The 21086-nt window shown below is 34.7% G+C and carries 27 protein-coding genes and 1 riboswitch; of the genes, 20 read left to right on the forward strand and 7 right to left on the reverse strand.

All coding sequences use genetic code 11. The features are described 5' to 3' along the window. The first annotated feature begins 206 nt into the window (after window positions 1–206). The 7 genes from RUH95_RS19715 (at window position 207) to RUH95_RS19745 (ending at window position 6829) form a co-directional block, all read left to right on the forward strand. Complete coding sequence (locus tag RUH95_RS19715; protein WP_313894617.1) at window positions 207–1145, forward strand: LCP family protein; 939 nt, start codon at window positions 207–209, stop codon at window positions 1143–1145. Between the two features lie 106 nt (window positions 1146–1251). Beyond that, window positions 1252–2445 (forward strand): AI-2E family transporter, encoded by a 1194-nt coding sequence (locus RUH95_RS19720; protein ID WP_313894618.1) that lies wholly within the window; start codon window positions 1252–1254, stop codon window positions 2443–2445. A 5-nt stretch (window positions 2446–2450) separates the two neighbouring features. Continuing rightward, window positions 2451–2846, forward strand: coding sequence for a sporulation protein (locus tag RUH95_RS19725; protein ID WP_313894619.1), 396 nt, complete (start codon window positions 2451–2453; stop codon window positions 2844–2846). 103 nt (window positions 2847–2949) lie between these two features. After that, window positions 2950–3171, forward strand: coding sequence for a hypothetical protein (locus RUH95_RS19730; protein WP_313894620.1), 222 nt, complete (start codon window positions 2950–2952; stop codon window positions 3169–3171). A 73-nt stretch (window positions 3172–3244) separates the two neighbouring features. Next, on the forward strand, window positions 3245–3376 hold the full coding sequence (locus RUH95_RS19735; RefSeq protein WP_313894621.1) for an RAxF-45 family protein: 132 nt from the start codon (window positions 3245–3247) through the stop codon (window positions 3374–3376). 112 nt (window positions 3377–3488) lie between these two features. Then, window positions 3489–5354, forward strand: a complete 1866-nt coding sequence (abc-f, locus tag RUH95_RS19740; protein ID WP_313894622.1) for a ribosomal protection-like ABC-F family protein — start codon at window positions 3489–3491, stop codon at window positions 5352–5354. 209 nt (window positions 5355–5563) lie between these two features. Further along, window positions 5564–6829: an MFS transporter gene (locus RUH95_RS19745; RefSeq protein WP_313894623.1), complete on the forward strand. Its 1266-nt coding sequence runs from the start codon at window positions 5564–5566 to the stop codon at window positions 6827–6829. Window positions 6830–6885: 56 nt separating this feature from the next. Here the strand turns inward: RUH95_RS19745 and RUH95_RS19750 are convergent, their stop codons facing one another. Further along, window positions 6886–7602 carry a 3-ketoacyl-ACP reductase gene (locus RUH95_RS19750; protein WP_313894624.1) on the reverse strand — a complete coding sequence of 239 codons (717 nt, stop codon included), beginning with the start codon at window positions 7600–7602 and terminating at the stop codon, window positions 6886–6888. Between the two features lie 158 nt (window positions 7603–7760). On the opposite strand from RUH95_RS19750, the gene RUH95_RS19755 reads away from it, so the two are divergent. The 4 genes from RUH95_RS19755 (at window position 7761) to fosM (ending at window position 10723) form a co-directional block, all read left to right on the forward strand. Then, window positions 7761–8288, forward strand: a complete 528-nt coding sequence (locus RUH95_RS19755; RefSeq protein WP_313894625.1) for a 5' nucleotidase, NT5C type — start codon at window positions 7761–7763, stop codon at window positions 8286–8288. Between the two features lie 64 nt (window positions 8289–8352). Beyond that, window positions 8353–8460, forward strand: a riboswitch (SAM riboswitch). 84 nt (window positions 8461–8544) lie between these two features. Then, window positions 8545–9453 (forward strand): homoserine O-acetyltransferase MetA, encoded by a 909-nt coding sequence (gene metA, locus RUH95_RS19760; RefSeq protein WP_313894626.1) that lies wholly within the window; start codon window positions 8545–8547, stop codon window positions 9451–9453. A gap of 26 nt (window positions 9454–9479) precedes the next feature. Continuing rightward, window positions 9480–10307 carry an MBL fold metallo-hydrolase gene (locus tag RUH95_RS19765; protein ID WP_313894627.1) on the forward strand — a complete coding sequence of 276 codons (828 nt, stop codon included), beginning with the start codon at window positions 9480–9482 and terminating at the stop codon, window positions 10305–10307. Further along, the gene (gene fosM, locus RUH95_RS19770; protein WP_313894628.1) at window positions 10304–10723 is read left to right on the forward strand and encodes a FosM family fosfomycin resistance protein; all 420 of its coding nucleotides are present in this window, start codon (window positions 10304–10306) and stop codon (window positions 10721–10723) included. The genes RUH95_RS19765 and fosM overlap by 4 nt, the downstream gene beginning before the upstream one ends. A 66-nt stretch (window positions 10724–10789) precedes the next feature. On the opposite strand, the gene RUH95_RS19775 is transcribed toward fosM, so the two are convergent. Continuing rightward, the gene (locus RUH95_RS19775) at window positions 10790–11239 is read right to left on the reverse strand and encodes a pyridoxal-phosphate dependent enzyme (RefSeq protein WP_313894629.1); all 450 of its coding nucleotides are present in this window, start codon (window positions 11237–11239) and stop codon (window positions 10790–10792) included. Then, complete coding sequence (locus RUH95_RS19780) at window positions 11214–11750, reverse strand: PLP-dependent cysteine synthase family protein (RefSeq protein ID WP_313894630.1); 537 nt, start codon at window positions 11748–11750, stop codon at window positions 11214–11216. Before RUH95_RS19780 ends, RUH95_RS19775 begins: the two co-directional genes overlap by 26 nt. 124 nt (window positions 11751–11874) lie before the next feature. Here RUH95_RS19780 and RUH95_RS19785 point away from each other — a divergent pair, with 124 nt between their 5' ends. From RUH95_RS19785 to RUH95_RS19795, 3 genes are all read left to right on the forward strand, one after another. Then, entirely contained in the window at window positions 11875–12429 is a 555-nt protein-coding gene (locus RUH95_RS19785; RefSeq protein WP_313894631.1) for a helix-turn-helix domain-containing protein, read from the forward strand. Between the two features lie 75 nt (window positions 12430–12504). Next, on the forward strand, window positions 12505–13761 hold the full coding sequence (locus RUH95_RS19790) for a GNAT family N-acetyltransferase (RefSeq protein ID WP_313894632.1): 1257 nt from the start codon (window positions 12505–12507) through the stop codon (window positions 13759–13761). Window positions 13762–13810: 49 nt separating this feature from the next. Continuing rightward, window positions 13811–14269 carry a DUF2691 family protein gene (locus tag RUH95_RS19795; RefSeq protein ID WP_313894633.1) on the forward strand — a complete coding sequence of 153 codons (459 nt, stop codon included), beginning with the start codon at window positions 13811–13813 and terminating at the stop codon, window positions 14267–14269. A 95-nt stretch (window positions 14270–14364) separates the two neighbouring features. Here RUH95_RS19795 and RUH95_RS19800 read toward each other — a convergent pair whose 3' ends face one another. The 4 genes from RUH95_RS19800 to RUH95_RS19815 all read right to left on the reverse strand — a co-directional run bounded on the left by RUH95_RS19800 (window position 14365) and on the right by RUH95_RS19815 (window position 16191). Beyond that, window positions 14365–14673: a hypothetical protein gene (locus RUH95_RS19800; protein WP_313894634.1), complete on the reverse strand. Its 309-nt coding sequence runs from the start codon at window positions 14671–14673 to the stop codon at window positions 14365–14367. 129 nt (window positions 14674–14802) lie between these two features. Then, the gene (locus RUH95_RS19805; protein ID WP_313894635.1) at window positions 14803–15063 is read right to left on the reverse strand and encodes a hypothetical protein; all 261 of its coding nucleotides are present in this window, start codon (window positions 15061–15063) and stop codon (window positions 14803–14805) included. Then, window positions 15060–15437 (reverse strand): VC0807 family protein, encoded by a 378-nt coding sequence (locus tag RUH95_RS19810; RefSeq protein WP_313894636.1) that lies wholly within the window; start codon window positions 15435–15437, stop codon window positions 15060–15062. Before RUH95_RS19810 ends, RUH95_RS19805 begins: the two co-directional genes overlap by 4 nt. 1 nt (window position 15438) lies before the next feature. Beyond that, entirely contained in the window at window positions 15439–16191 is a 753-nt protein-coding gene (locus RUH95_RS19815; protein WP_313894637.1) for a MerR family transcriptional regulator, read from the reverse strand. A 196-nt stretch (window positions 16192–16387) separates the two neighbouring features. On the opposite strand from RUH95_RS19815, the gene RUH95_RS19820 reads away from it, so the two are divergent. From RUH95_RS19820 to RUH95_RS19845, 6 genes are all read left to right on the forward strand, one after another. Next, the gene (locus tag RUH95_RS19820; RefSeq protein ID WP_313894638.1) at window positions 16388–16876 is read left to right on the forward strand and encodes a GNAT family N-acetyltransferase; all 489 of its coding nucleotides are present in this window, start codon (window positions 16388–16390) and stop codon (window positions 16874–16876) included. Window positions 16877–16958: 82 nt separating this feature from the next. Continuing rightward, on the forward strand, window positions 16959–17828 hold the full coding sequence (locus RUH95_RS19825) for a GNAT family N-acetyltransferase (protein WP_313894639.1): 870 nt from the start codon (window positions 16959–16961) through the stop codon (window positions 17826–17828). Window positions 17829–17859: 31 nt separating this feature from the next. Beyond that, window positions 17860–18429, forward strand: coding sequence for a histidine phosphatase family protein (locus RUH95_RS19830; protein ID WP_313894640.1), 570 nt, complete (start codon window positions 17860–17862; stop codon window positions 18427–18429). A 246-nt stretch (window positions 18430–18675) separates the two neighbouring features. Next, on the forward strand, window positions 18676–19359 hold the full coding sequence (locus tag RUH95_RS19835; RefSeq protein ID WP_313894641.1) for a response regulator transcription factor: 684 nt from the start codon (window positions 18676–18678) through the stop codon (window positions 19357–19359). Then, the gene (locus RUH95_RS19840; RefSeq protein WP_313894642.1) at window positions 19356–20489 is read left to right on the forward strand and encodes a sensor histidine kinase; all 1134 of its coding nucleotides are present in this window, start codon (window positions 19356–19358) and stop codon (window positions 20487–20489) included. The genes RUH95_RS19835 and RUH95_RS19840 overlap by 4 nt, the downstream gene beginning before the upstream one ends. 145 nt (window positions 20490–20634) lie before the next feature. Further along, complete coding sequence (locus RUH95_RS19845; RefSeq protein ID WP_313894643.1) at window positions 20635–21051, forward strand: hypothetical protein; 417 nt, start codon at window positions 20635–20637, stop codon at window positions 21049–21051. Window positions 21052–21086 lie beyond the last annotated feature (35 nt).

The following is a 21086-nucleotide window of genomic DNA, read 5'->3' on the forward strand; positions in this document are numbered from 1 at the left end:
TGAGGCAACGCCCGCGGAAAGCGTCCACCCCTGTAGCGGAAACTACCATTAAGACACATTATATGTAAAGTACGAATGAGGGCGTAATGCAAGTCGAAAAACAAGTGCTTATTTTAAAGAGTGCTCTTTTTTCCTATTAGCGAAAATTTCTAAGAAATAGGAAAACGAACAGATGTGCTATTATATAGATAAAGGAGAGATTTTTGATGGACGAAATACAAGAGCATCAGCCAAGGCGCAAGCGTAAAAAGAAGTTTAAAAGAGGAAGATTTCTTTCTTTTTTGTTCTTTTTTCTTTTATTAGCTGTGGGGGCTTATGCATTTACTCAATATACTAGTGGATATAATTTGGCGAAAGATGCTAAAAAAGAACCTGCTGATTTTACAGGTGATGTACGAGAACAAGGGCAACGAGAAAATGTTTTAGTGCTCGGTGTCGATTCAAGAGGGCAAGATAAAGCAAGAACAGATACAATGATGCTCGTATCATGGGACCGAGAGAGTAATAATGTGAAAATCATTTCATTTATGCGTGATATTTATGCGGAAATTCCAGGATATAAATCGTATAAATTGAATACAGCGTATTATTTAGATGGAGTTCAATTAGTGACAGATACGATTGAAAATATGTTTGATGTACCAATACATCATTATGCCCTTATAGATTTTAGCAGTTTTGAAACGCTAGTAGACATTGTTACACCCGAAGGAATTCCGATAAATGTAGAAAAGGACATGTCTGAAAAAATCGGCGTAACATTAAAAAAAGGGCAACAAAACCTTTCTGGCGAAGAACTGCTTGGTTATGCGAGATTCCGATCGGATGCAGAAGGTGATTTTGGACGAGTAGCAAGGCAACAAATTGTGATGGAAGCTTTGAAAGATGAAATACTTTCAGTCAAAAACTTGCGCAATATCCCGAAATTCGTTGGTGCCACAGAAGGTTATATCGAAACCGATTATTCGAAATCAGATAAATTAAAGCGAGTAATGGATGCATCCGTTAGTGGAAATGTAGAAATAGAAAAATTAACAATACCAGTAGAAGGATCGTATACGAATAAAAGCTATTCACATGCAGGTTCGGTGTTGGAAATAGATAAAGAAAGAAATAAAAAAGCTATTTCTGACTTTTTAGAATAAAAGTAATACTTAAGCGTTGCACTTCTTACTTTTCCTACGTAAAATAAGAGAAGGCAAAGTAAAAAAGAAGTGCTTTCTTATTTGGTAAGAAAGGAAGTTGAATAATATGGACCCTAATAAGCCGTCTTTTTTTTCTACTAGATACATACAGTTTTTAGGAGGGCGTAATACGTTTTTTACGTTTCTAATGCTACTGATTATTGGGCTAGTTATAATGATTTACGATAAAATTTCGTTTGTTTTCGATCCGTTAACTGTCTTTTTAGGTAATGTAGTTTTACCAATCATTTTAGCAGTTATCGCATATTATTTATTAAGACCGTTATTGCGATTATTAGAGCGCATTAAAATTCCGAGAGTTTGGGGAATATTAATTATCTTTTTAGCATTAATAGGATTAGTAACATTGCTTGTCTTTTTAGTTTTTCCGTTCTTGAAAGAGCAGTCTATTAAATTAGTCGATGAACTACCAGCTAACTTTGTTCAATTGCTTAACAATCTAGATACTTTCTTAAGAACGTCTATATTTGCAAATTACTATTTGCAAATTGAAAATGATGTGATGAAATTATTTGCAAGTATACCTGCTGAAGTTGGCAAGCTATTTCAAAGTGCTATTGCTAGTATTGCAACCGGAATAACTTCTGCTATCGGAGCAGTAACAAGTTTCGTTTTATCGATAGTGATGGTTCCATTTATCCTCTTTTACTTATTAAAAGATGGGGAAAAACTGCCACAGTATGTGATGAATATATTGCCACCACGTATGCGTAATGATGTACATTCCGTATTTAGAGACATCGATAAACAAATCAGTTCATATATTCAAGGGCAAATTTTAGTTTCTATGTGCATCGGGTTAATGATTTTTATCGGATTTTCTATTATAGGAATGCCATATGCATTGTTGCTTGGAGTTATCGCGATGGTAACAAGTGTTGTACCGTATTTAGGACCTGTTATTGCAATTACTCCTGCTGCAATTATTGCACTAGTTAATTCACCTTTGATGTTAATAAGCCTTGCAGTTGTATGGACGGTAGTACAATTAGTGGAAGGGAAGTTTATATCCCCACAAATTATGGGTAAATCATTGCATATACACCCGATTACAATTATTTTTGTGTTAATAACTTCAGGGGCATTGTTTGGAGTTCCAGGTGTCATTTTAGGAATTCCAGGATATGCAATACTAAAAGTTATTGTTTCTCATTTTTATACAATGTTTAAAAAGAGATATAATAAGTACGAGCCAGAAATTGAAAATCACTACGAGTACACAAATCACAAGGTGGATTGAGAACTATGTCGAGGAAATTTGAATCTTCAATAGAAGTAGATAACATAAAAATTGATACAATTGTGGACCACCCATATATCGAACACGGGATAAATTTATCCGGAACGATTTATATTGACGGTGCGGGTGATGATGAGCTAGTAGACAATATCAAGTTAGAAGTATTTAAGCTACTAAATGGCGAAGTGTCAAAAATCGTTTCGAAGCATTCTATTGAACTAGTAGGAGCAGCTGCATCAAAAGATATGCAAATGATTCCATTTGAAATTATGCCAGATGAAAGATGGATCTCTAATGAAAATGAAGTAGTTACGAAGCTTATTTTACGTACTACCGTATTATTTGAAAATGGATCCGAATATAGTGATGAAGACGAAATTTCCTTTGATATTGAAGAATAATTTTATGGTAAAGCTCTCGTACATATAAATGGTACGAGAGTTTTTTAATTGCATAAAACAGTGGTAATAGAGCAACCTAATTGAAAAGTTAGGAGAGATTAATATGCAGAAAACAATTTTGTTCTTACTATTCATTTTAATACTGCCACTTTCCGCATGTGGTGTGCAAAGAGAATCAAATGAGCCACCAACCCCAGAAACACAGCTGGATTCACAACAAAAAAATAAGGATCTTGGAAATGAAGAAGTAAATAAGGAAAATGACGTTGGGATTCCAAAGGAAAAAGAAACAAATAACGATCAAACGTTTGAGGGTGCAGAATAATAAAAACAATTGAAAGATGAAAAAGTATGTGTTAGAATATTCTTAATTAGAATGAAACGGAGGTGAAGAAAGAATGAAAAACGTTGTGAATGCATATGGATTTATATTGGAATTTTTATCCACATCCTGTGCGATTACTCATGAATTTGCATATAACGGGATTAGTCTGTCCATTTTTAGCAAATTTAATGAAGTTCACAGCTGAGAAGTCATTCTTTCTGAACCATTTATAATGGAAAAGACTGCTTTTCGGGCAGTCTTTTTTGCATACAGAAAAAAGCTTCCAGCTATGAACGATTCGAGAGGAAGCGGAAAATATGATATGTACAATACAAGAAATAAGTAAAATGCTCGGTGGAAATACGATTTTTGAAAATTTATCTTTAGCCATTAAAACAGGCGATAAATTAGGGGTAGTCGGTAGAAATGGTAGTGGGAAAACCACTTTGTTTACGTTGCTTGCTGGAATTGAAACACCTGACGAAGGGACTATTCATTTTAAAAAAGGAACAAAAATAGGGTATCTCGCACAAATTCCTGTTTTTGCACATGAAATAACGGCTTATGATGTTTTGACTAGCGCATTCTCAGAACTTTTATCACTCCAACAGAAAATAAGTGAATTAGAAAATAGACTTGCTACAACAGAAGCAGAAAATATGGAGAAAATTTTACAGCAATATGGAGATGTACAAGAAGAATTCTCCAATCGTGATGGCTACGCAATGGATTCAGAAATTGAAAAAGTAATACAAGGCTTACAGTTAGCTAATTTTGTTCATCAACCGTTCTCTAGTTTAAGTGGAGGGGAACAAACGAAAATCATGTTAGGAAAGCTTTTGCTTACAAAGCCGGATTTACTATTGTTAGATGAACCGACAAATCATTTGGATTTATTTGCTGTGGAATGGCTAGAGCAATATTTAAAAACGTACGCAGGAACGATTGTTATTGTGTCGCATGACCGCTATTTTTTAGATCAAGTAGTAACGAAAGTAGCTGACTTAGAACAGGGTGAGTTAACTTTATATAATGGTAATTATTCTTCCTTCGTAATGGAAAAAGAAGAACGATTAATGCGTGAATTTCAGGATTATGAAGAACAACAGAAAAAGATAAAAAAGATGAAAGAAGCTATAAAACGATTGAGAATATGGGCAAACGAAGCTGTTCCTCCTAATGCAGGGCTCCATCGACAAGCAAGGAATATGGAAAGAGCTTTAGAACGAATGGAGAAAGTAAGAAAGCCATTAATCGACCCAAAGAAAATGAATTTATCTTTTGAAGCTGCTTCGAGAAGTGGTAAGGAAGTGGTTGTGATGGAAGCGGTATATAAAGCATTTGATACAAAAGTGTTGCTACACAATGCAAATTTGAATGTTTATTGGAAAGATCGATTAGCTATTGTTGGACGAAATGGTACAGGGAAGTCTACTATATTGAAGCTGCTTCGGGAAGAAATACAAGTAGACGCTGGAATAGCACGACTTGGAAGCAATGTTCGAGTTGGCTTTTTAACACAACATTTTGAAATAGCAGATCCGAAAGCACGTTTAATCGATGTATTCCGTAGTGAAGTAAATGTTTTTGAAGGTGATGCAAGGCATATTTTAGCGAAATTTATGTTCTACGGTCCAGACGTATTCAAAAGAATTGGTGATTTAAGCGGAGGCGAAAGAATGCGACTTCGACTTGCTCAGCTAATGCATCAAGATATTAACTTACTAATGCTAGACGAACCAACGAATCACTTAGATATTGATTCGAGAGAAGTACTCGAAGACGCCATGGAAGATTTTGAAGGTACAATTTTAGCAGTTTCGCATGATCGCTACTTTTTAAATAAACTATTCCCAAGAACGGCTTGGCTAGATCAAGGAGAATTGACAACCTTTGAAGGATCTTATGAATGGGCACGTGATAAATGGGAACAACAACAACAAAGTAAAGTAACTGTAGTTGTTCCGGAAGTAAAGGTATCTAATAGCAAAGTGAAAAAGACAAAAGAAACGATTCGTCCAATAGAAGATGAGATAAATGAGCTAGAAAATGTAATTAAAGCTTTAAAAGAAAAAATTGAAATGGAAGATGATTGGATAAAATATGAAGAACTACTTGTTCTCAAAGAAGAAAAAGAAAAAGAATTAGAACTATTAATAGCACTTTGGATGAATAATAACTAAACAAAACCCGTTTGGCGAATAGATGCCAAACGGGTTTTGTGTGACTAGATTAAAAATCAATAGGTAACATTGTGACAAAATATTCGATTTTAAGTGTGGACATTCAATGAACTTTGTGTCAAAATGTAAAAGGTTATTATTTTAACACTCAAATATATAGAGTTATATAGTAATGTCGTGAAGTAATATTATAAGAGGAGAGCTGTACTATGAATACGAAAAAGAAAAAATTCCATTACGCTTGGTTGCTATTAATTGGTCTATCGATTATGGTAGCTTTGGGTAAAAACGGTATTTCTACTGCGGGTGGATTATACTTAATACCTGTTACACAAGATTTAGGAATTGGTATGGGAAGTTTGACATTATACTTTAGTATTGCTTCTATTGTTACAATGATTTTTTTACCTATTGCAGGTAAATTAATGGCTAAATATGATATTAGATTGATCTTAGTGGTTTCTATTATTTTAATGGCTGGATCATTTGCAATGTTTGGTCTTATGAGTTCGGTGTGGGGCTGGTATTTATTCAGTATTCCTCTGGCAATCGGGTCAATTTTTGTTACACAAATGGCAGGTCCTGTTCTAATCAATAACTGGTTTAAAAAACATAATGGATTAGCAATGGGATTGATGGTTGCAATCGGTGGTGTCTTTGGTGCAATCATTCAACCAACAGTAGGTAATTTAATTGCTACACAAGGTTGGAGATTTACTTATATTGCTTCGGGTATCACTGTAGCGGTTATTATCATTCCAATCGTTTTAGTCATCCTTCGTATGAGTCCAAAGCAAAAAGGTTTACAACCATTAGGTATGGATGATGTAAAATCATCTGAAGATACTCTTGGTCAACAAGATGTGGCACAAGGAGTAAGTGCTGCAGTAGCTAAAAAATCGAGTGCTTTCTTTGCTTTACTAGGTTTCTTCTTCATCATCACTTCGATTGCAAGCTTTAGTCAACATCTTGCGCCATTCGCAATAGGCGCTGGTTACGATATTAAATTTGCGGGTACTGCACTAGGGGCCATGCAAATCGGTGTTTTAGTTGGTGCTTTATCTTTTGGTGTGTTAAGTGATAAAATTGGTGCGAGAAATACGGCTATATTTGCGATGTTATTAGGTTTAGTTCCAGTTGGTATTTTCCTAACGGTTCCTGACAATCAAACTTTATTTATAGTAGCTGTAGTAATTTTCGGTTTTATCGTTTCATCTCTTGGAACATTAGGGCCACTATTAACAACTGCATTATTTGGTAACAAAGATTATAGTCAAATCTATTCTACTGCTGCCATCGGTTTAGCAGTTGCTGGGATTGTAGCGTTACCAGGGTATGGTTATATTTTTGAATTTACTGGTAGCTATACATTTGTATTGTATGCACTTGTTATTATGTTACTTTTGAACGCACTGTTAGTATTTTTAGCGTTTAAAGGGAAAAAGAAATTAGAAAAAGCTGGTGCTTGGAATTAATAGTAAGTAAAGAAAAAATCCATCGACAATTACTTGTCGGTGGATTTTTTTCGTTATTATGGATTTGTTGACCATAAACCAGCTGATTTAAGTAAAATGCGTGGATGTAATTTTAATTGTGCAACCATTACTTCTGCAAGATCTTCTGGTTGCATCACTTTGTCAGGATTTCCATCGGTAAGGTTCTCAGAAAACGCTAAATCAGTAGCTACAGTACTTGGTGTTAATGCACTCACACGAATATTATGCTTTCTTACTTCAAGCATAAGTGACTCAGTTAGCCCGAGTACACCAAATTTTGACGCACTATAAGCGCTTGTTACTGGCGCACCTTTTTGACCAGCAGTTGACGATATATTAATAATATCACCTGCTTGTCTTTCGATCATTTCAGGTAACACAGCTCTTGTTACATAGTAGACACCCATTAAGTTAATATCAATAATGTTTTTGAACTCTTCTGGTGAAAGCTCCAGGAATTTGCCGAACTTCCCTACACCTGCATTATTAATAAGAATATCTATTTGGCCAAGTTCAGATTTAATATGATCGACTGCAGCAATAACCGAGTCGTTATTAGAAACATCCGCAACCGCCATCGTAGCTTCTACGCCAAATGCTTCAAGTTCACTTACTACTTTTTCAAGGCTTTCAGACGTTCTTCCAATAATTCCAACATTAATGCCTTCTTTTGCAAAAGCGAGTGCAGTAGCACGTCCGATTCCTTTTCCTGCACCAGTAATTAAAGCCGTTTTCCCTTTTAAGTTTTGCATTATTTACACACCTTTTAAATAGATTTTCATAAAACTTCCGATTGTTAGTATAACATAATGAAAATTACTGTTCTAAACATGTGACTTGCTTAATTCGGAAAAAAACTACTTCATAAGATAAATGATAAACTACTAATAGAACAATAGGAGGAATCACTTTGAAACGTATAGCGATAGATATGGATGAGGTTTTATCTCATTTTAGTAAAAAATGTGTAGACTTGTTTAACGCAGAATATAATACTACTTATACAATGCAGGATTTACAAGGAAAAAAACTAAGTGAATTAGATGCAAGATTGGAGCAAAGAATAGATGCCTATTTAGCTAATGGAACTTTCTTTCTAGAATTAGATGTTATAAAGGATAGTCAGGAAGTCGTTCGAAATTTATGTTTGAAGTATGAGGTATTTATCGTAACAGCTGCAATGGAGTTTCCTTCTTCATTAGCCCCGAAATATATATGGTTAAAAAAGTATTTTCCCTTTTTAAATGAGCAGAATTTTGTTTTTTGTGGAGATAAAAGCATTATACGAGCAGATTATTTAATAGATGATACGATGAGTAATTTGGATGATTTTTACGGAAAAGGGCTTCTTTTTACAGCTCCTCATAATGTAAATGTAACGGGCTACACTCGGTTAAATAGTTGGAAAGAAGTGAGTGCTTATTTTTTGGAAGTTTAGATTTCTAAATAGTTGCATAAATGATTTCCACATGTTAATATTTACAAGATATAATAATTGAATATTCTTATCAAGAGAAGCTGAGGGATATGGCCCTGCGAAGCTTCAGCAACCTCTGACTTATCAGAAAGGTGCTACTTCCATCAAGACTATATGTCTTGAGAGATAAGAACAGAGAGCATACATATTACCCTCTTTTCTTATCAAATAGAAAAGAGGGTTTTTTATTATTTTATTTTGAAAAGGAGCAACAAAAATGCCTATTAATATACCGAAACAATTACCAGCAGCGGAGTTACTGAAAAAAGAGAAAATATTTGTGATGGATGAGGATCGTGCAACAAAGCAAGATATACGACCATTAAATATTCTTATATTAAACTTAATGCCTGAAAAAGAAAGAACGGAATTACAGCTATTGCGATTGTTAGGGAATACTCCGCTACAAGTAAATGTGACATTTTTAAATACTGCGACACATGAGTCTAAAAATGTAAGCAAAACACATTTAGAAACTTTTTATACTACTTTTGAACATGTGAAGCATCGACGTTTTGATGGACTGATAATTACAGGTGCTCCTATTGAACATTTGCAGTTTGAGGAAGTGAATTATTGGCAAGAAATGACCGAAATTATGGATTGGACAAAAACGAATGTAACGTCGGTTTTACATATTTGCTGGGGGGCACAAGCAGCGCTGTATCATCATTATGGGATAGATAAATATGTGTTGTCCAAAAAATGTTCAGGAGTATTTGCTCATAAACTTTCTGACCATACGATTAATTTAATAAGAGGATTTAACGATGAATTTAATGCTCCACATTCCCGTTATACGGCTGTTTCACCTGAACAAGTAGAGAATGATAGTCGATTAATTTTACTTTCTAAATCGGAAGATGCTGGAGTGTTTATTGTTCTATCAGAAGATAACAAACATATTATGTTAACTGGACATTTAGAGTATGACGCAGATACGCTTGCGGAGGAATATGACCGCGATGTAGATAAAGGAATCGAAATCGATGTACCTGAAAATTATTTTCCAAATGATGATCCAACGCAACAACCTTTGAATACATGGCGTTCGCATACACATTTGCTATTTTCAAATTGGCTGAATTATTATGTGTACCAAGAAACACCATACGAGTGGGAATAAATTTTAAAAGATGGGGAGTAAATTTCATGATTCAATATAACAAAGAAAATATAAGAATTTTTCAAAGCTCACTATATTTAACAACATCTGCCGTAATAGAGCTAGACGAGGCCATTATTTTAACCGATCCAAATTGGTTGCCTCATGAAGTGGAGGAAATAAAGGGCTATGTCAATCAAATAAGGAAAGATAAACAGCTTTATATTATTTACACTCATAGTGATTTCGATCATGTTATTGGATCAGGGGCATTTCCAGATGCTAGGGTGGTTGCATCTCGCAAGTTGAGCGAAAATGTACATAAAGAAGATATAATGAAGAAAGTAAAACTATTTGATCAAAAATACTATTTAGAAAGAAATTATGAGCCGAAGTATCCTACTGTAGATTATATTGTATCCGAAGACGGGCAGCAATTACTTATTGGATCAAGCACAATAACATTTTATTTGGCACCTGGTCACACGGATGATGGTTTGTTTACGGTTATAGAGCCTCTTGGCGTGTTCCTAACAGGGGATTATTTATCTGATGTCGAGTTCCCTTTTATTTATAGCGGTTATTTTGATTATGTTCAGACAATGGAAAAAGCGAAAAATATCTTTTCTAAACATGCTATTTCCGTTCATGTACCTGGACATGGTCACACAACTGAAAGTGTAGTAGAAATGCAAAATAGATTGACATTCTCACGAGAATATCTGGATCAGTTACTTGACGAACAAGCAAATTTGGAAGAAATCTTGACTGAAAAATACAGATTTTTTGAAGGGATGAAAGATATTCATCAAAATAATAAGGAATTAGCTAGAAAAGAACAGTCGCGAAAAATTGCACTTGAGGCGAATGGATGACTATTAAAGGACTGAATCATTTTTTGTTTTCTGTTTCTAATTTAGAAGAATCGATAACGTTTTATGAAAGTGTTTTTGACGCGAAGCTATTAGTAAAGGGAAGAACGACTGCATATTTCGATCTAAATGGAATATGGCTAGCTTTAAATCAAGAAGAAAATGTTCCTCGCAATGATATAAGTGAATCTTATACACATATCGATTTTTCAATCGATGAAGCAGACTTTTCTGAGGTATATGAGAAATTAATAGACTTAAATGTAAACATTCTTCCTAGTCGATCAAGAGATGAAAAAGATAAAAAATCCATTTACTTTACGGATTTAGATGGGCATAAATTCGAATTTCATACTGGAACATTGCAAGACAGAATGGACTATTATAAAAAAGAAAAAGGGCATATGGAGTTTTTTTAGTATTAAATAAACAAAAGAATCCATTTTGATCAATTTTTCAAAATGGATTCTTTTTGTTATCCAAGATTACTCATAAAGATCTGTGCTTAAATACTTAAGACCAGAATCATTTATTGTTAAAACGATATTTGCTCCTTTTTCAGAGCCTTTCAATAGTTTTAATGCTGCGGCAACGTTTGCTCCAGAGGAAAAACCAGCAAATATTCCTTCTTTTTTTGCTAACTTTCTTGCAACTAATGTCGCTTCTGAATCCGTTATATGAATATAATCGGTTACTAAGTTCTTATCTAAAAGTGGCAACTCCATCGAATATCCGCCACCTTGGATTTTGTGACTTGGATATGTTGGGACTTTATTTGAATAAAAAGGGGCACTGTCTGGTTCAACTAAGTAACAACGTATATCGGATTTATGCTTTTTTAATGCTTTTGCACATCCTGTAAAAGTGCCACCCGAACCAGCAAAATCAAGAAATACATCTATTTCACCATTAGTTTGTCTCCAGATTTTCTTCACCAGTGTAGTATTCATGAGCATGAATATTGCCAATATGATTAAATTGATCGGCACGAAATGCATTTCTTTCCAGTGTAATTTGTTGTGCAACATCTTCTACTTTTGCAAGGTCTTCTCCAGATACTTGTCCGACTAGTGAACCAGGAGCTTGATCAACTAGAACAACTTCTGCTCCTAGCGCTCTCATCATTTGAGCTCGTTCTAAAGAATTTCCTTTAGACATGACAGCTACGAATTTATATCCTTTCACACCACATACAATTGCAAGACCTGTACCAGTATTCCCACTTGTTAGTTCTACAACTGTTTGACCTGCCTTAAGTACACCTGCTTTTTCAGCTTCATCTATTATTTGTAATCCAATGCGGTCCTTTTTGCTAAAACCAGGATTCAAATACTCCAGTTTTGCAAAAATATTCCCTTCTAAACCTTCCGTAATTCTTGATAAATGAACCATAGGGGTGTTTCCGATAACTTCGTGTACGCCTGAGAACATTGAACTGTTTGTCATAGATAAATTTCCCCATTCCCTTTAAAATAGTCACTATACAATACAATTGTGCTTTATAACGCCTATTGTACTTCATCCAGCATATATGTGCAATATAACGTTTTTTAAAATGGAGGAATTTTAGATGGATCAAATAAATGAAAATATAGGAAATAATTTAAAACGAGTTAGAAAGGAAAGAAATATTAGTTTAGATAAAACGGCTGAATTAACTGGTGTGAGTAAAACGATGTTAGGCCAAATTGAAAGGGGAGAATCGAATCCAACTGTAACAACGCTTTGGAAAATTGCAAATGGATTACGTCTTTCTTTATCATCACTTATAAGTGGTGATAGCCCCTCTGTTACTGTTATCAAAAAGAATAAGCTAGACCCGATCATAGAAAACAACGGACAGTACCAGGTGTATCCAGTTGTGCCATTTAACGCAGAAAAACAATTTGAAGTATTTGCGATAACAATTGAACCAGGTTGTGAGCATAGATCAGAACCGCATAATCCAGGTGTAGAAGAATATATATTTGTAAATGAAGGAACATTGGAACTCGCAATTGGAGAAAAGAGCTACGTAGTAAATAGTGAAGATGCAATTACTTTTCAAGCAGATAGAGCGCATATTTATAAGAATAATGGAAATAGCCTAGTTAAATGTTCTGTATTAATCCATTATCCTGGTTAAAAGTAAGATCTGATTTATAAAAGTTAGTTTACTTAGATAATTCTAACTACTATAATTTGAAAAAGGGGGATTACCATGATTCGATTATTAATTAAAAGTGATTTAGCACAAGCTGCTTCTCTAGTAGCAATGGCTTATCCAGGAATGCAAATAGCAGAAGCCGAAGCTCAAGACGGATTTATTGAACGATTAATATTTGAAATTGAATCGGAAAATAACTTCAGGTTCTACGGTTTATTTACTGAGCAAAATGAGTTGCTAGGTATGTACAAATTGCACGAGCTTCAAGGGAATGTAAATGGAGAAATTGTTCGTGTTTTTGGAATTGGTATGGTTGCTGTTCATTTCTTCCATAAAAAAGAAGGGATTGCGAAACAGTTACTACAACATTTTCATGAACTTGCTAGACAAGAGCGTGTTGGTCTTGTGTCGTTATATCCTTTTAACACTTCATTCTATCAAAAGATGGGGTATGGTTATGGACCGACGCGCTATCAATATAAGCTGAAGCCTGCTAGTTTTCCAAGCAATGGAGATAGAAAAAAAGTAGTCCTGTTGTCTCCATCGAATGAAGAAGAAATTGTTGCCGTTTATAATAAATTTGCAGCCATGCATCATGGAATGATGGAACGAACATGGCATGAACGAACATTAATAAAGAAAAAAGCTTCTTACTACGCAGGAGTTTATGAGGATAATGAGTTAATTGGTGCTATTGCTTATACTTTACAACCTGTAAAAGATAGTCATTTTCTACATAGTGAAATGAATGTTTTGGAATGGGTTTGGACGAAGCCAAGTGCTTTCCAGGATATTTGTGCGTGGATTAATTCTCAGCAAGATCAGATAGATCGTGTATTAGTACGAACACATGATGAATCACTTTTGTATCAATTAGAAGATCCGAGAAACGATAGCAATCGTTTGATACCTAGTGTATATCATGAGGTAGGAGCAGTTGGTACAGGGGTCATGTATCGAATAAGTTCGATAGAAGAGTTTGTAGAACAGGTTAATTTTCATTTGCTAGATCGACCGGGGAGCCCTGTAACGATTTCTTTATTTGTTCAGGATTCCTTTATCCAAGAGCAAAATGGTAGTTACGAACTAACGTTTAGCGGAGATTCTTGGAGTATTGAAAAATCGTCCATTTCTAGTGAAGAAGCTGATTTAGGCATTGTAATTTCAGATTTAAGTTCTTGGTGGATGGGTTGTGCAACTTTGGAGAAGCTAGTCCAGTATGGAAAAGTAGAACTGAATAATTGGTCAGCAAAAGATTTGGATAGATGGTTTATGCCTAATTCTAAACCGGTTTGTTTAACGTCGTTTTAATAGAAGAAATACCTGTCAGTTTATATGCTCATGAAAAAGGGGAGAGAAAATGCTGGGGCTTCATTTTAAAATGGAAAATAGATTTGGTAAGCAATTATCTGATATTTTAGTGGACATAGTTGATCCATCTTGGTATTGGTCAATCGGTCCTGGTGAAGTGCTGAGCGTAGAAATCCCATACCCAAACTTTTTACCATCTAATGCTATTCTGGAGGGAAAAGTGCTTTGGAATGATATATCGATAGATGACTATTACGTAATATTTGCTGATTTAAAAGCTTTTCCTACTAGTGAAGACGTAGTAGAAGTCAAAAATTATGAGGATTTTTTGAAAAGTTCCTGCCAACTTGCACTTTTGGTGATTGATTCGGAATACGTGTCAATCATTTTAAAAGAACAACAGATGGTTCATAAGTTTTCTGAACGTGCAGAAGCTTTAGGCTATACTAATATTAAGTTCCTTACTGATGAAAACAAAGAAAGTCTGTTCTTTAATGTATGGGGGTGAATAAAGTTCGAGATTTTAATAAAATATAGTGAAAATAAGAAAAGCAGCCAAAATATTGAGTGCTGCTTTTCTTATTTGTTAGCATAGTTTTAATATTAGTCGGGATATATATCATTTAGAGTATGGTCTTCAATGTATACTATATATTGTTTCTTTGCTAACTTAACTTCTAAAGAATAAAATTTGTTAGTAGTATCATTTTGAAGGAGAATAAAATAGTTTCCACGTCCAAAATTATATGTGACGCCAAGATTACTAAAGTTTTTATCTTCCTTATATTTGGTTACGATGTAATGCATTGAATGTTCAAACACTTCTGCTTCATTTTTCTTTTGATTGTTATACATCCAAATTGAAAGTACTATCACTATACAGAGAGTAAAGATAGCTACTTTTTTCAGCAAATATACCTCTCCTTTACAAAAAATAAACTTTTAAGTTAATTCATATTGAAATTTACAATAGTAATTGGAACGCTATAAACATAGGGGGATTCTGATGTGTAAGTATAAAATCATTTAAGTTTCTAATTTTCACTCGACTGCTTGAACAGGTTTTAGCCAATCGATTTCACGCTTGTTGGCTAATTGCATTGCTTTATTGCCCGCATACAAGAATCCTACAAATATGAGAGCTGAAAAACCATAACTAAGCATTTTTCTTATAACAATTAAATGCATAAATGCATCTGCCCCATGGTTCACAATCAACCATACCATGATGGAGTTCATCAAAAGTCCCCGAATAACAAAAATAGCAGTAACCATTTGAAACCATTTTACATTACCATTCATAAAGCTCTTGGGTATCCTTGTAAAAACATGAATTCAACTGCGAAATAAATGGCTAGTGGCTTTTGAATGATCATAGAAAAAAGATAAATGGTAGTAAATGCGTAACTTAACCATACAGAATTCCATAGCATTTGAAGAGCAGATCCAGCAAGTAAATCAAGTGCGGAGCCAAGCATCAGCGAAAAAATGACGAATACACCAACCATATTAAATTGTCGATCTTTCAAAAAACGATAAATAGTATAAATAATAGCGGGGGCTGTAGACAATAGCATTGCATAATAGTCCCCCATTAGATTTCTACCATATGTCCAAATTACATAAGGCAGTCCCAAATAGATAAGTAATTCAAGAAGCATATAATTTATTTTCATATTAGGTTTCTTTATAATTTATTTGCACATAATGCATAATTGCTTGTTCTATAAAATGCACAACTCTCGTGTCGAATTGATACATTCCAATAGTTCCATTTGTCTCTTTATTGATATTCCAAGCTTTTTGAGCAAGTGTTGTATCTCCATTAAAGATTACTTCCGATAACTCGAGCCAGCGTTTTGCAAAGACTTGTGCTTCAGGACACGTAGTTTCTATATCAATATTTTCTCTAATTTCATTTACTAAAGTAGTGAAGCCTTGCATAACTTCCAAATCATCCCCGATTTTCGGAAGTTTCTTTAGGATTTGTACTTCATCTTTTGAAAAATGGTTACTCCAAATTTCTTCATATACCTCTAGCGGCGTTGGTGAGGAATTCATTGGAAGATGATCAAATACATCTTTCCAATTTGCAAGTTCCTCCAATTCGCTCACTTGAAGCAAATAGCGAATGGAGCGAGTGCGTTCCTCGATTCGCTCTTTTTCTAGCTCTAAAACTTTTAATTGCATTGCTAATGCTTCTTTGTGACTTAAATGTTGATGTTCCAACATTTGCTGGATGGAAAGTAAGTTAAATCCCATCTCCTTTAACACTTTAATGTACTGCAATTTGATAATGTCTTTTTCTTCATAGTATCGATGCTTACCTTCGCTCAACAAGGTAGGGGTTAACAATCCTATTTCATCGTAATAGCGCAGCGTTCTTACAGTTGAATTGCTTAGTTTCGCTAATTTTCCAATTGAATACATAAATACCCCTCGTTTCTAACTCATATCTCTATAATAAAACCTAACGTTACGGTAGAATCAAGTGTTATTTATATAATAGTTAGATATTTTTGAATTGAATGTAAAAAGAAGTAACCATATAATGAAGTAGAGTTTAATTGTTCATGAAAAAAATAGTTAAATAGATCCTTATGATCTGACTATCTAGGGGGAAATGATGTCGACATTAAAATTTGAGAAGTTTAAAAGTAATGATTTTGATGATTATCTTAGTCTTGTATCAAACGAAAAAGTTATGGCACAAATTACGGAACGTGCTATACCTTTTGAAGAAGCTCAAGTTAATTTTCAAAAGTTACTTGAGCGTAATAGTAAATACGAACATTATGGTTCATATAAAATTACTGGATCTACAGGGAATGAATTTATTGGACTTGGGCATTTAACTGTAAACGAAGATATACTTGAGGAAGCTGAAATTGGATATATGATTATGCCTGAATATTGGGGGAAAGGTTATGGCAGTGAGATAGCTAGAGTATTGATTGAAAGAGCTAGAGAACAAAGATTAAAAATACTAAAGGCGATTATTGATCCAGAAAATATCCCCTCTAGAAAAATATTGATCAAGCAAGGATTTGTATCCGAAATTATTTGCGAGATGGACGGGCTACCAGGAGAAATACTAAGTAAACATTTATCTTAGCTGAATATGTCTATTAAAATTTAATATCAAATGTTGAACCATGGAATGAATACCATTACATAGAAAAAAGCGAGGGATTGCAATGAATATTTCATATAAATTGATGTCGTCATTAAGTTTTGAAGAAGCCCATATTCTTTTTAATAAAGGATTTGAAGGATATTTATTGCCAATGAATTTAACTTTCGATACATTCGTAAGTCGATTTGGCGACGAAGGATTATCAGCTGCTTTGTCTGTTGTTGCATTTGATGATGCGATTCCTATTGGATTTGTACTTCAAGGAATGAGAGAAGTAAATGGACAAAAGGTTTCGTGGAATGGTGGTACTGGAATTATTCCAGAGTATAGAGGGAAAAAGCAAGGCCTTCCTTTAATGGAGGAAGCGGAGAAGCTCTTAAAGGAGCATGGAGTTTCAATTGCTACGTTAGAAGCTCTTTCTGAAAATAAGGCTGCCATATCTTTGTATGAAAAATATGGATACAAAATAGAGGATGATTTACTCTTTTTAGCAGCAAAGGGCATTTTAGAAGATGAATTACCAGATCTTACTGGCTATGAAATTAGTAGAATTCCAGCCTTCCAATGTATCGGCTCTGATTTATTTCCATCGCTTGTTCCTTGGCAAACTGATCCAGCTAATGGACCAAAATCAGGTGGTGAAGCAGTGCTACTTACAAAGGATGGAAAAGTGCAGGCTGCATGTCTCATTCGGAAAAAAGGGATATTTGGTAGTGAAGCGGAGGGAATTACTTTATTCCAAGCTATTGAAAATGGCAAAGATGATGCACTTAGCAAACTGTTTCCTCATGCATTGGAATATGATCAACCAATCAATCGGACAACGTATAACTTTTTGACTAGAAACGGTCGTGCAGTTTCTACCTTAATGATAAGCGGATTCGAAAAGACAAAGGTTTCTCAAGTTTTTATGACGAAAGTTCTTGAATGATAGAAGTAGAAATAGATAGGAGAGAATTGTTTTGGCTACAAATGTATACTTTGTTAGACATGCGCACTCCATTTATACGCCGGATGAACTGGGGAGACCATTATCAGAAAAGGGGCATGCAGATGCAATAGTTACTACAAGCCTGTTAAAAGATTTGCAAATTGACCATGTTATTTCAAGTCCTTATAAAAGAGCTATCCAAACGGTAGAGGGGATAGCAAAATACATAGGAAAAGAAATAGGAATTATCGAGGGTTTTCGTGAACGTGTGCTATCGAAGGAGCCAGTTGCTGATTTTAATGAAGCGATTTCCAAAGTATGGGCAGATTTCGATTTTTCATTAGATAGTGGAGAGTCCAGCCGTGTAGCTCAAAAAAGAGGCGTTGCGGCAACTTTACATGTTCTTGAAATGTACAAAAATCAGAACGTTGTTGTCGGTACACATGGCAATATAATGGTGTTGATCATGAATTATTTTGATCCAAAATATGACGTTCATTTTTGGGAGCAGCTTGCTATGCCTGACGTGTACAAACTTTCGTTTCATGAGGAGCGTTTAGTTGAAGTGACAAGAATAGATGGTTTTGGAACGGCTAGCTAGACAATATTCAAACAGACAGGTTTTAAGTAAGGTTATCGTTTTTCTAAGATTAATAAAAGAGAATTACAAGTCACAGCGACGAGTAATTCTCTTTTTTTATGTTTGAGCAATAATCTCTAAGATAAAACTAGTTGATTGGTCAAGGCGAAGTTGATAACCTTGAAAGTAAATGGTATCGTTTAAAACGACACAATAACAAACTATTAACACACCTAGTTTAAATAATAAAAATGAGGTGATTGCGATATGAGAATTCTTGTAGTTGAAGATGAACTAGATTTACAGGAAGCCATTGCGGAAGGACTTAGAATAGATGGATATGCAGTGGATACATGTAGTAATGGTGAAGATGCCTATGAGCAGGCATGCGTTGGAAATTACGACTTAATTATATTAGACTTAAATCTTCCGAAAATGGACGGATTAGAAGTTTTAGAAAAGATAAGAGAAGAAAAAAAAGAGTTAAAGGTTTTAATCCTTAGTGCGCGAAGTAGCGTACATGACAAAGTGAAAGGTTTAGATATTGGTGCGAATGATTATTTAACTAAGCCATTTGACTTTGAAGAATTGGAAGCAAGAATACGGAATTTATTAAGACGGAAATTTGTGCAGGAAAACAATCTTTTGACTAGTGGGGATATAAAAATAGATTTGTCCAAACGCAGTGCATTTATTAGTGAAAATGAATTAACGCTTACAAAAAAAGAGTTTGCCTTACTTGAATATTTCTTACTTAACCAGGAACGAATTGTCAGTCAAGAAGAATTGATTGAACATGTTTGGGATCAAAATGCGGATAGTTTTAGTGGTGCAATTCGTGTTCACATTGCAACTCTTCGAAAAAAACTGAAGGGTCTTTTAGATTATGACCCAATACGTACAAAGATTGGTGAGGGCTATTTTATTACGAAAAATGATGGTGACGCATGATGTTTAAAAAAATGCCAATTCGGTTGAGACTTACTGCAATGATGGTTATTTTATTAACGATTTGTTGTGTAGGTCTTACAGTAATTTTAAATTTGTCTGCTGGTATAATGGCAACTAAAATAGATGCAGTTGCGGTAGTACCTGCGCAAGAGCCTTGGGAAGATAGAGGTGCAGTCGACAATCTCCAAGCGATGATGATGTCTACACCAACTATAGAAGCACAACAAGCAAGAACGGATTTTCGATTTGAAAGTGTCTTTTATCTATTTTTAGTCATTGTTGGTGGTGGTGCATTGACTTACTATGTATCGGGCAAAGTGTTAAAACCACTTGATCTTCTCAATAGTCAAATTAAGAACAGGACTGTGCTGAATCTATCGGAAACGATGGACATTCCACCGAGCGATGATGAAATAGCTGAGCTTACGCATTCTTTTAATGAAATGACCTATAAGTTAAACGAAGCTTTTATGATGCAAAGTCGCTTTTCTGCAAATGCGGCTCACGAACTTCGAACGCCCCTTACTGTATTAAAAACAAAAGTGGATGTATTCAAAAAGAAAATCGATCATTCTACGGAAGAATATGATGCACTTATAGCTGTTTTTGAAAAGCAAATACAGCGATTATCCGAGTTGGTATTTGCTCTTTTAGATATGACCAATATGAATGATGATTTCGAGAATGAAACGATTTGCTTGATGGATGTTTTGGAAGATATTGTATCAGAACTTTCTTTTATTGCTGCTGAAAAAGCGGTTAAACTATTTTGGGATTGCGATGATCGTGTTATTTATGGAAATACAGACTTACTGTATCGAGCATTTTATAACATTGTTGAAAACAGTATCAAATACAATGTTGACGGTGGAAGTGTAATGATTAAAGCTAAATCGGAGAAAAATCAGATGAAAATTGAAATCTCAGACACAGGAATTGGTATCCCCAATGAGATGAAAAAGAATATATTTGAGCCGTTTTACCGGGTGGATCAGTCACGCTCTCGTGAAGTGGGAGGCGTAGGATTGGGACTTTCCATTGTGCAAAGCATTATGAACAAACACAAAGGAAAAATTGCAGTTACTGACAATGAAAACGGTGGTACTTGTTTTACAATTACATTAAATTAACAGGGTAGATTTTTATTAGTATTTCTCTTAACAAGGATTTAACATCGCTAGTTATACACTATTGTTATCAAGTAGAAAGTTTGCTGCGGTAAGCTTTCTCTTGTGAAGTAGGAAAAGACTAAAATCAATCTAGGAGGAATTTAAAATGAAGAAAAAATTAACAATTGCATCCGTAATGTTAGGACTATCTGTTGTAGCAGGATCTGCATATGCTGCAAGCAACGACATGGGAGACACAACTAAATCGAGCGAGCCTACTAATTTAGAAGAAATGGCGAAAGAACAAGGGGTCACATTAAACGAATTGATTGCCCAGCTTGAAAAAGAAGGAAAGTTAACAAAAGCTGTTAGCACAACTGAATCTATACCGGCTGAAGGTAGCGTTGAGTCAAATATGACTAGCGAAATGACTTCATCTAATGAAACTGTTAACTTAGAAACAATGGCGAAAGAGCAAGGAATCACAGTTGATGAATTAATTGCTAAGCTTAAAAAAGAAGGAAAGCTGATGAAAGCTGAAGTAGTAACAGAGTCTATTTCTACAGAAAAAAACGGTAAGTAATTTATAGGGTACTCTGTTAGTCGGAAGAAAAGGCT

Origin of the sequence: Psychrobacillus sp. (assembly GCF_032154225.1) — a bacterium.
Lineage (GTDB): Bacteria > Bacillota > Bacilli > Bacillales_A > Planococcaceae > Psychrobacillus.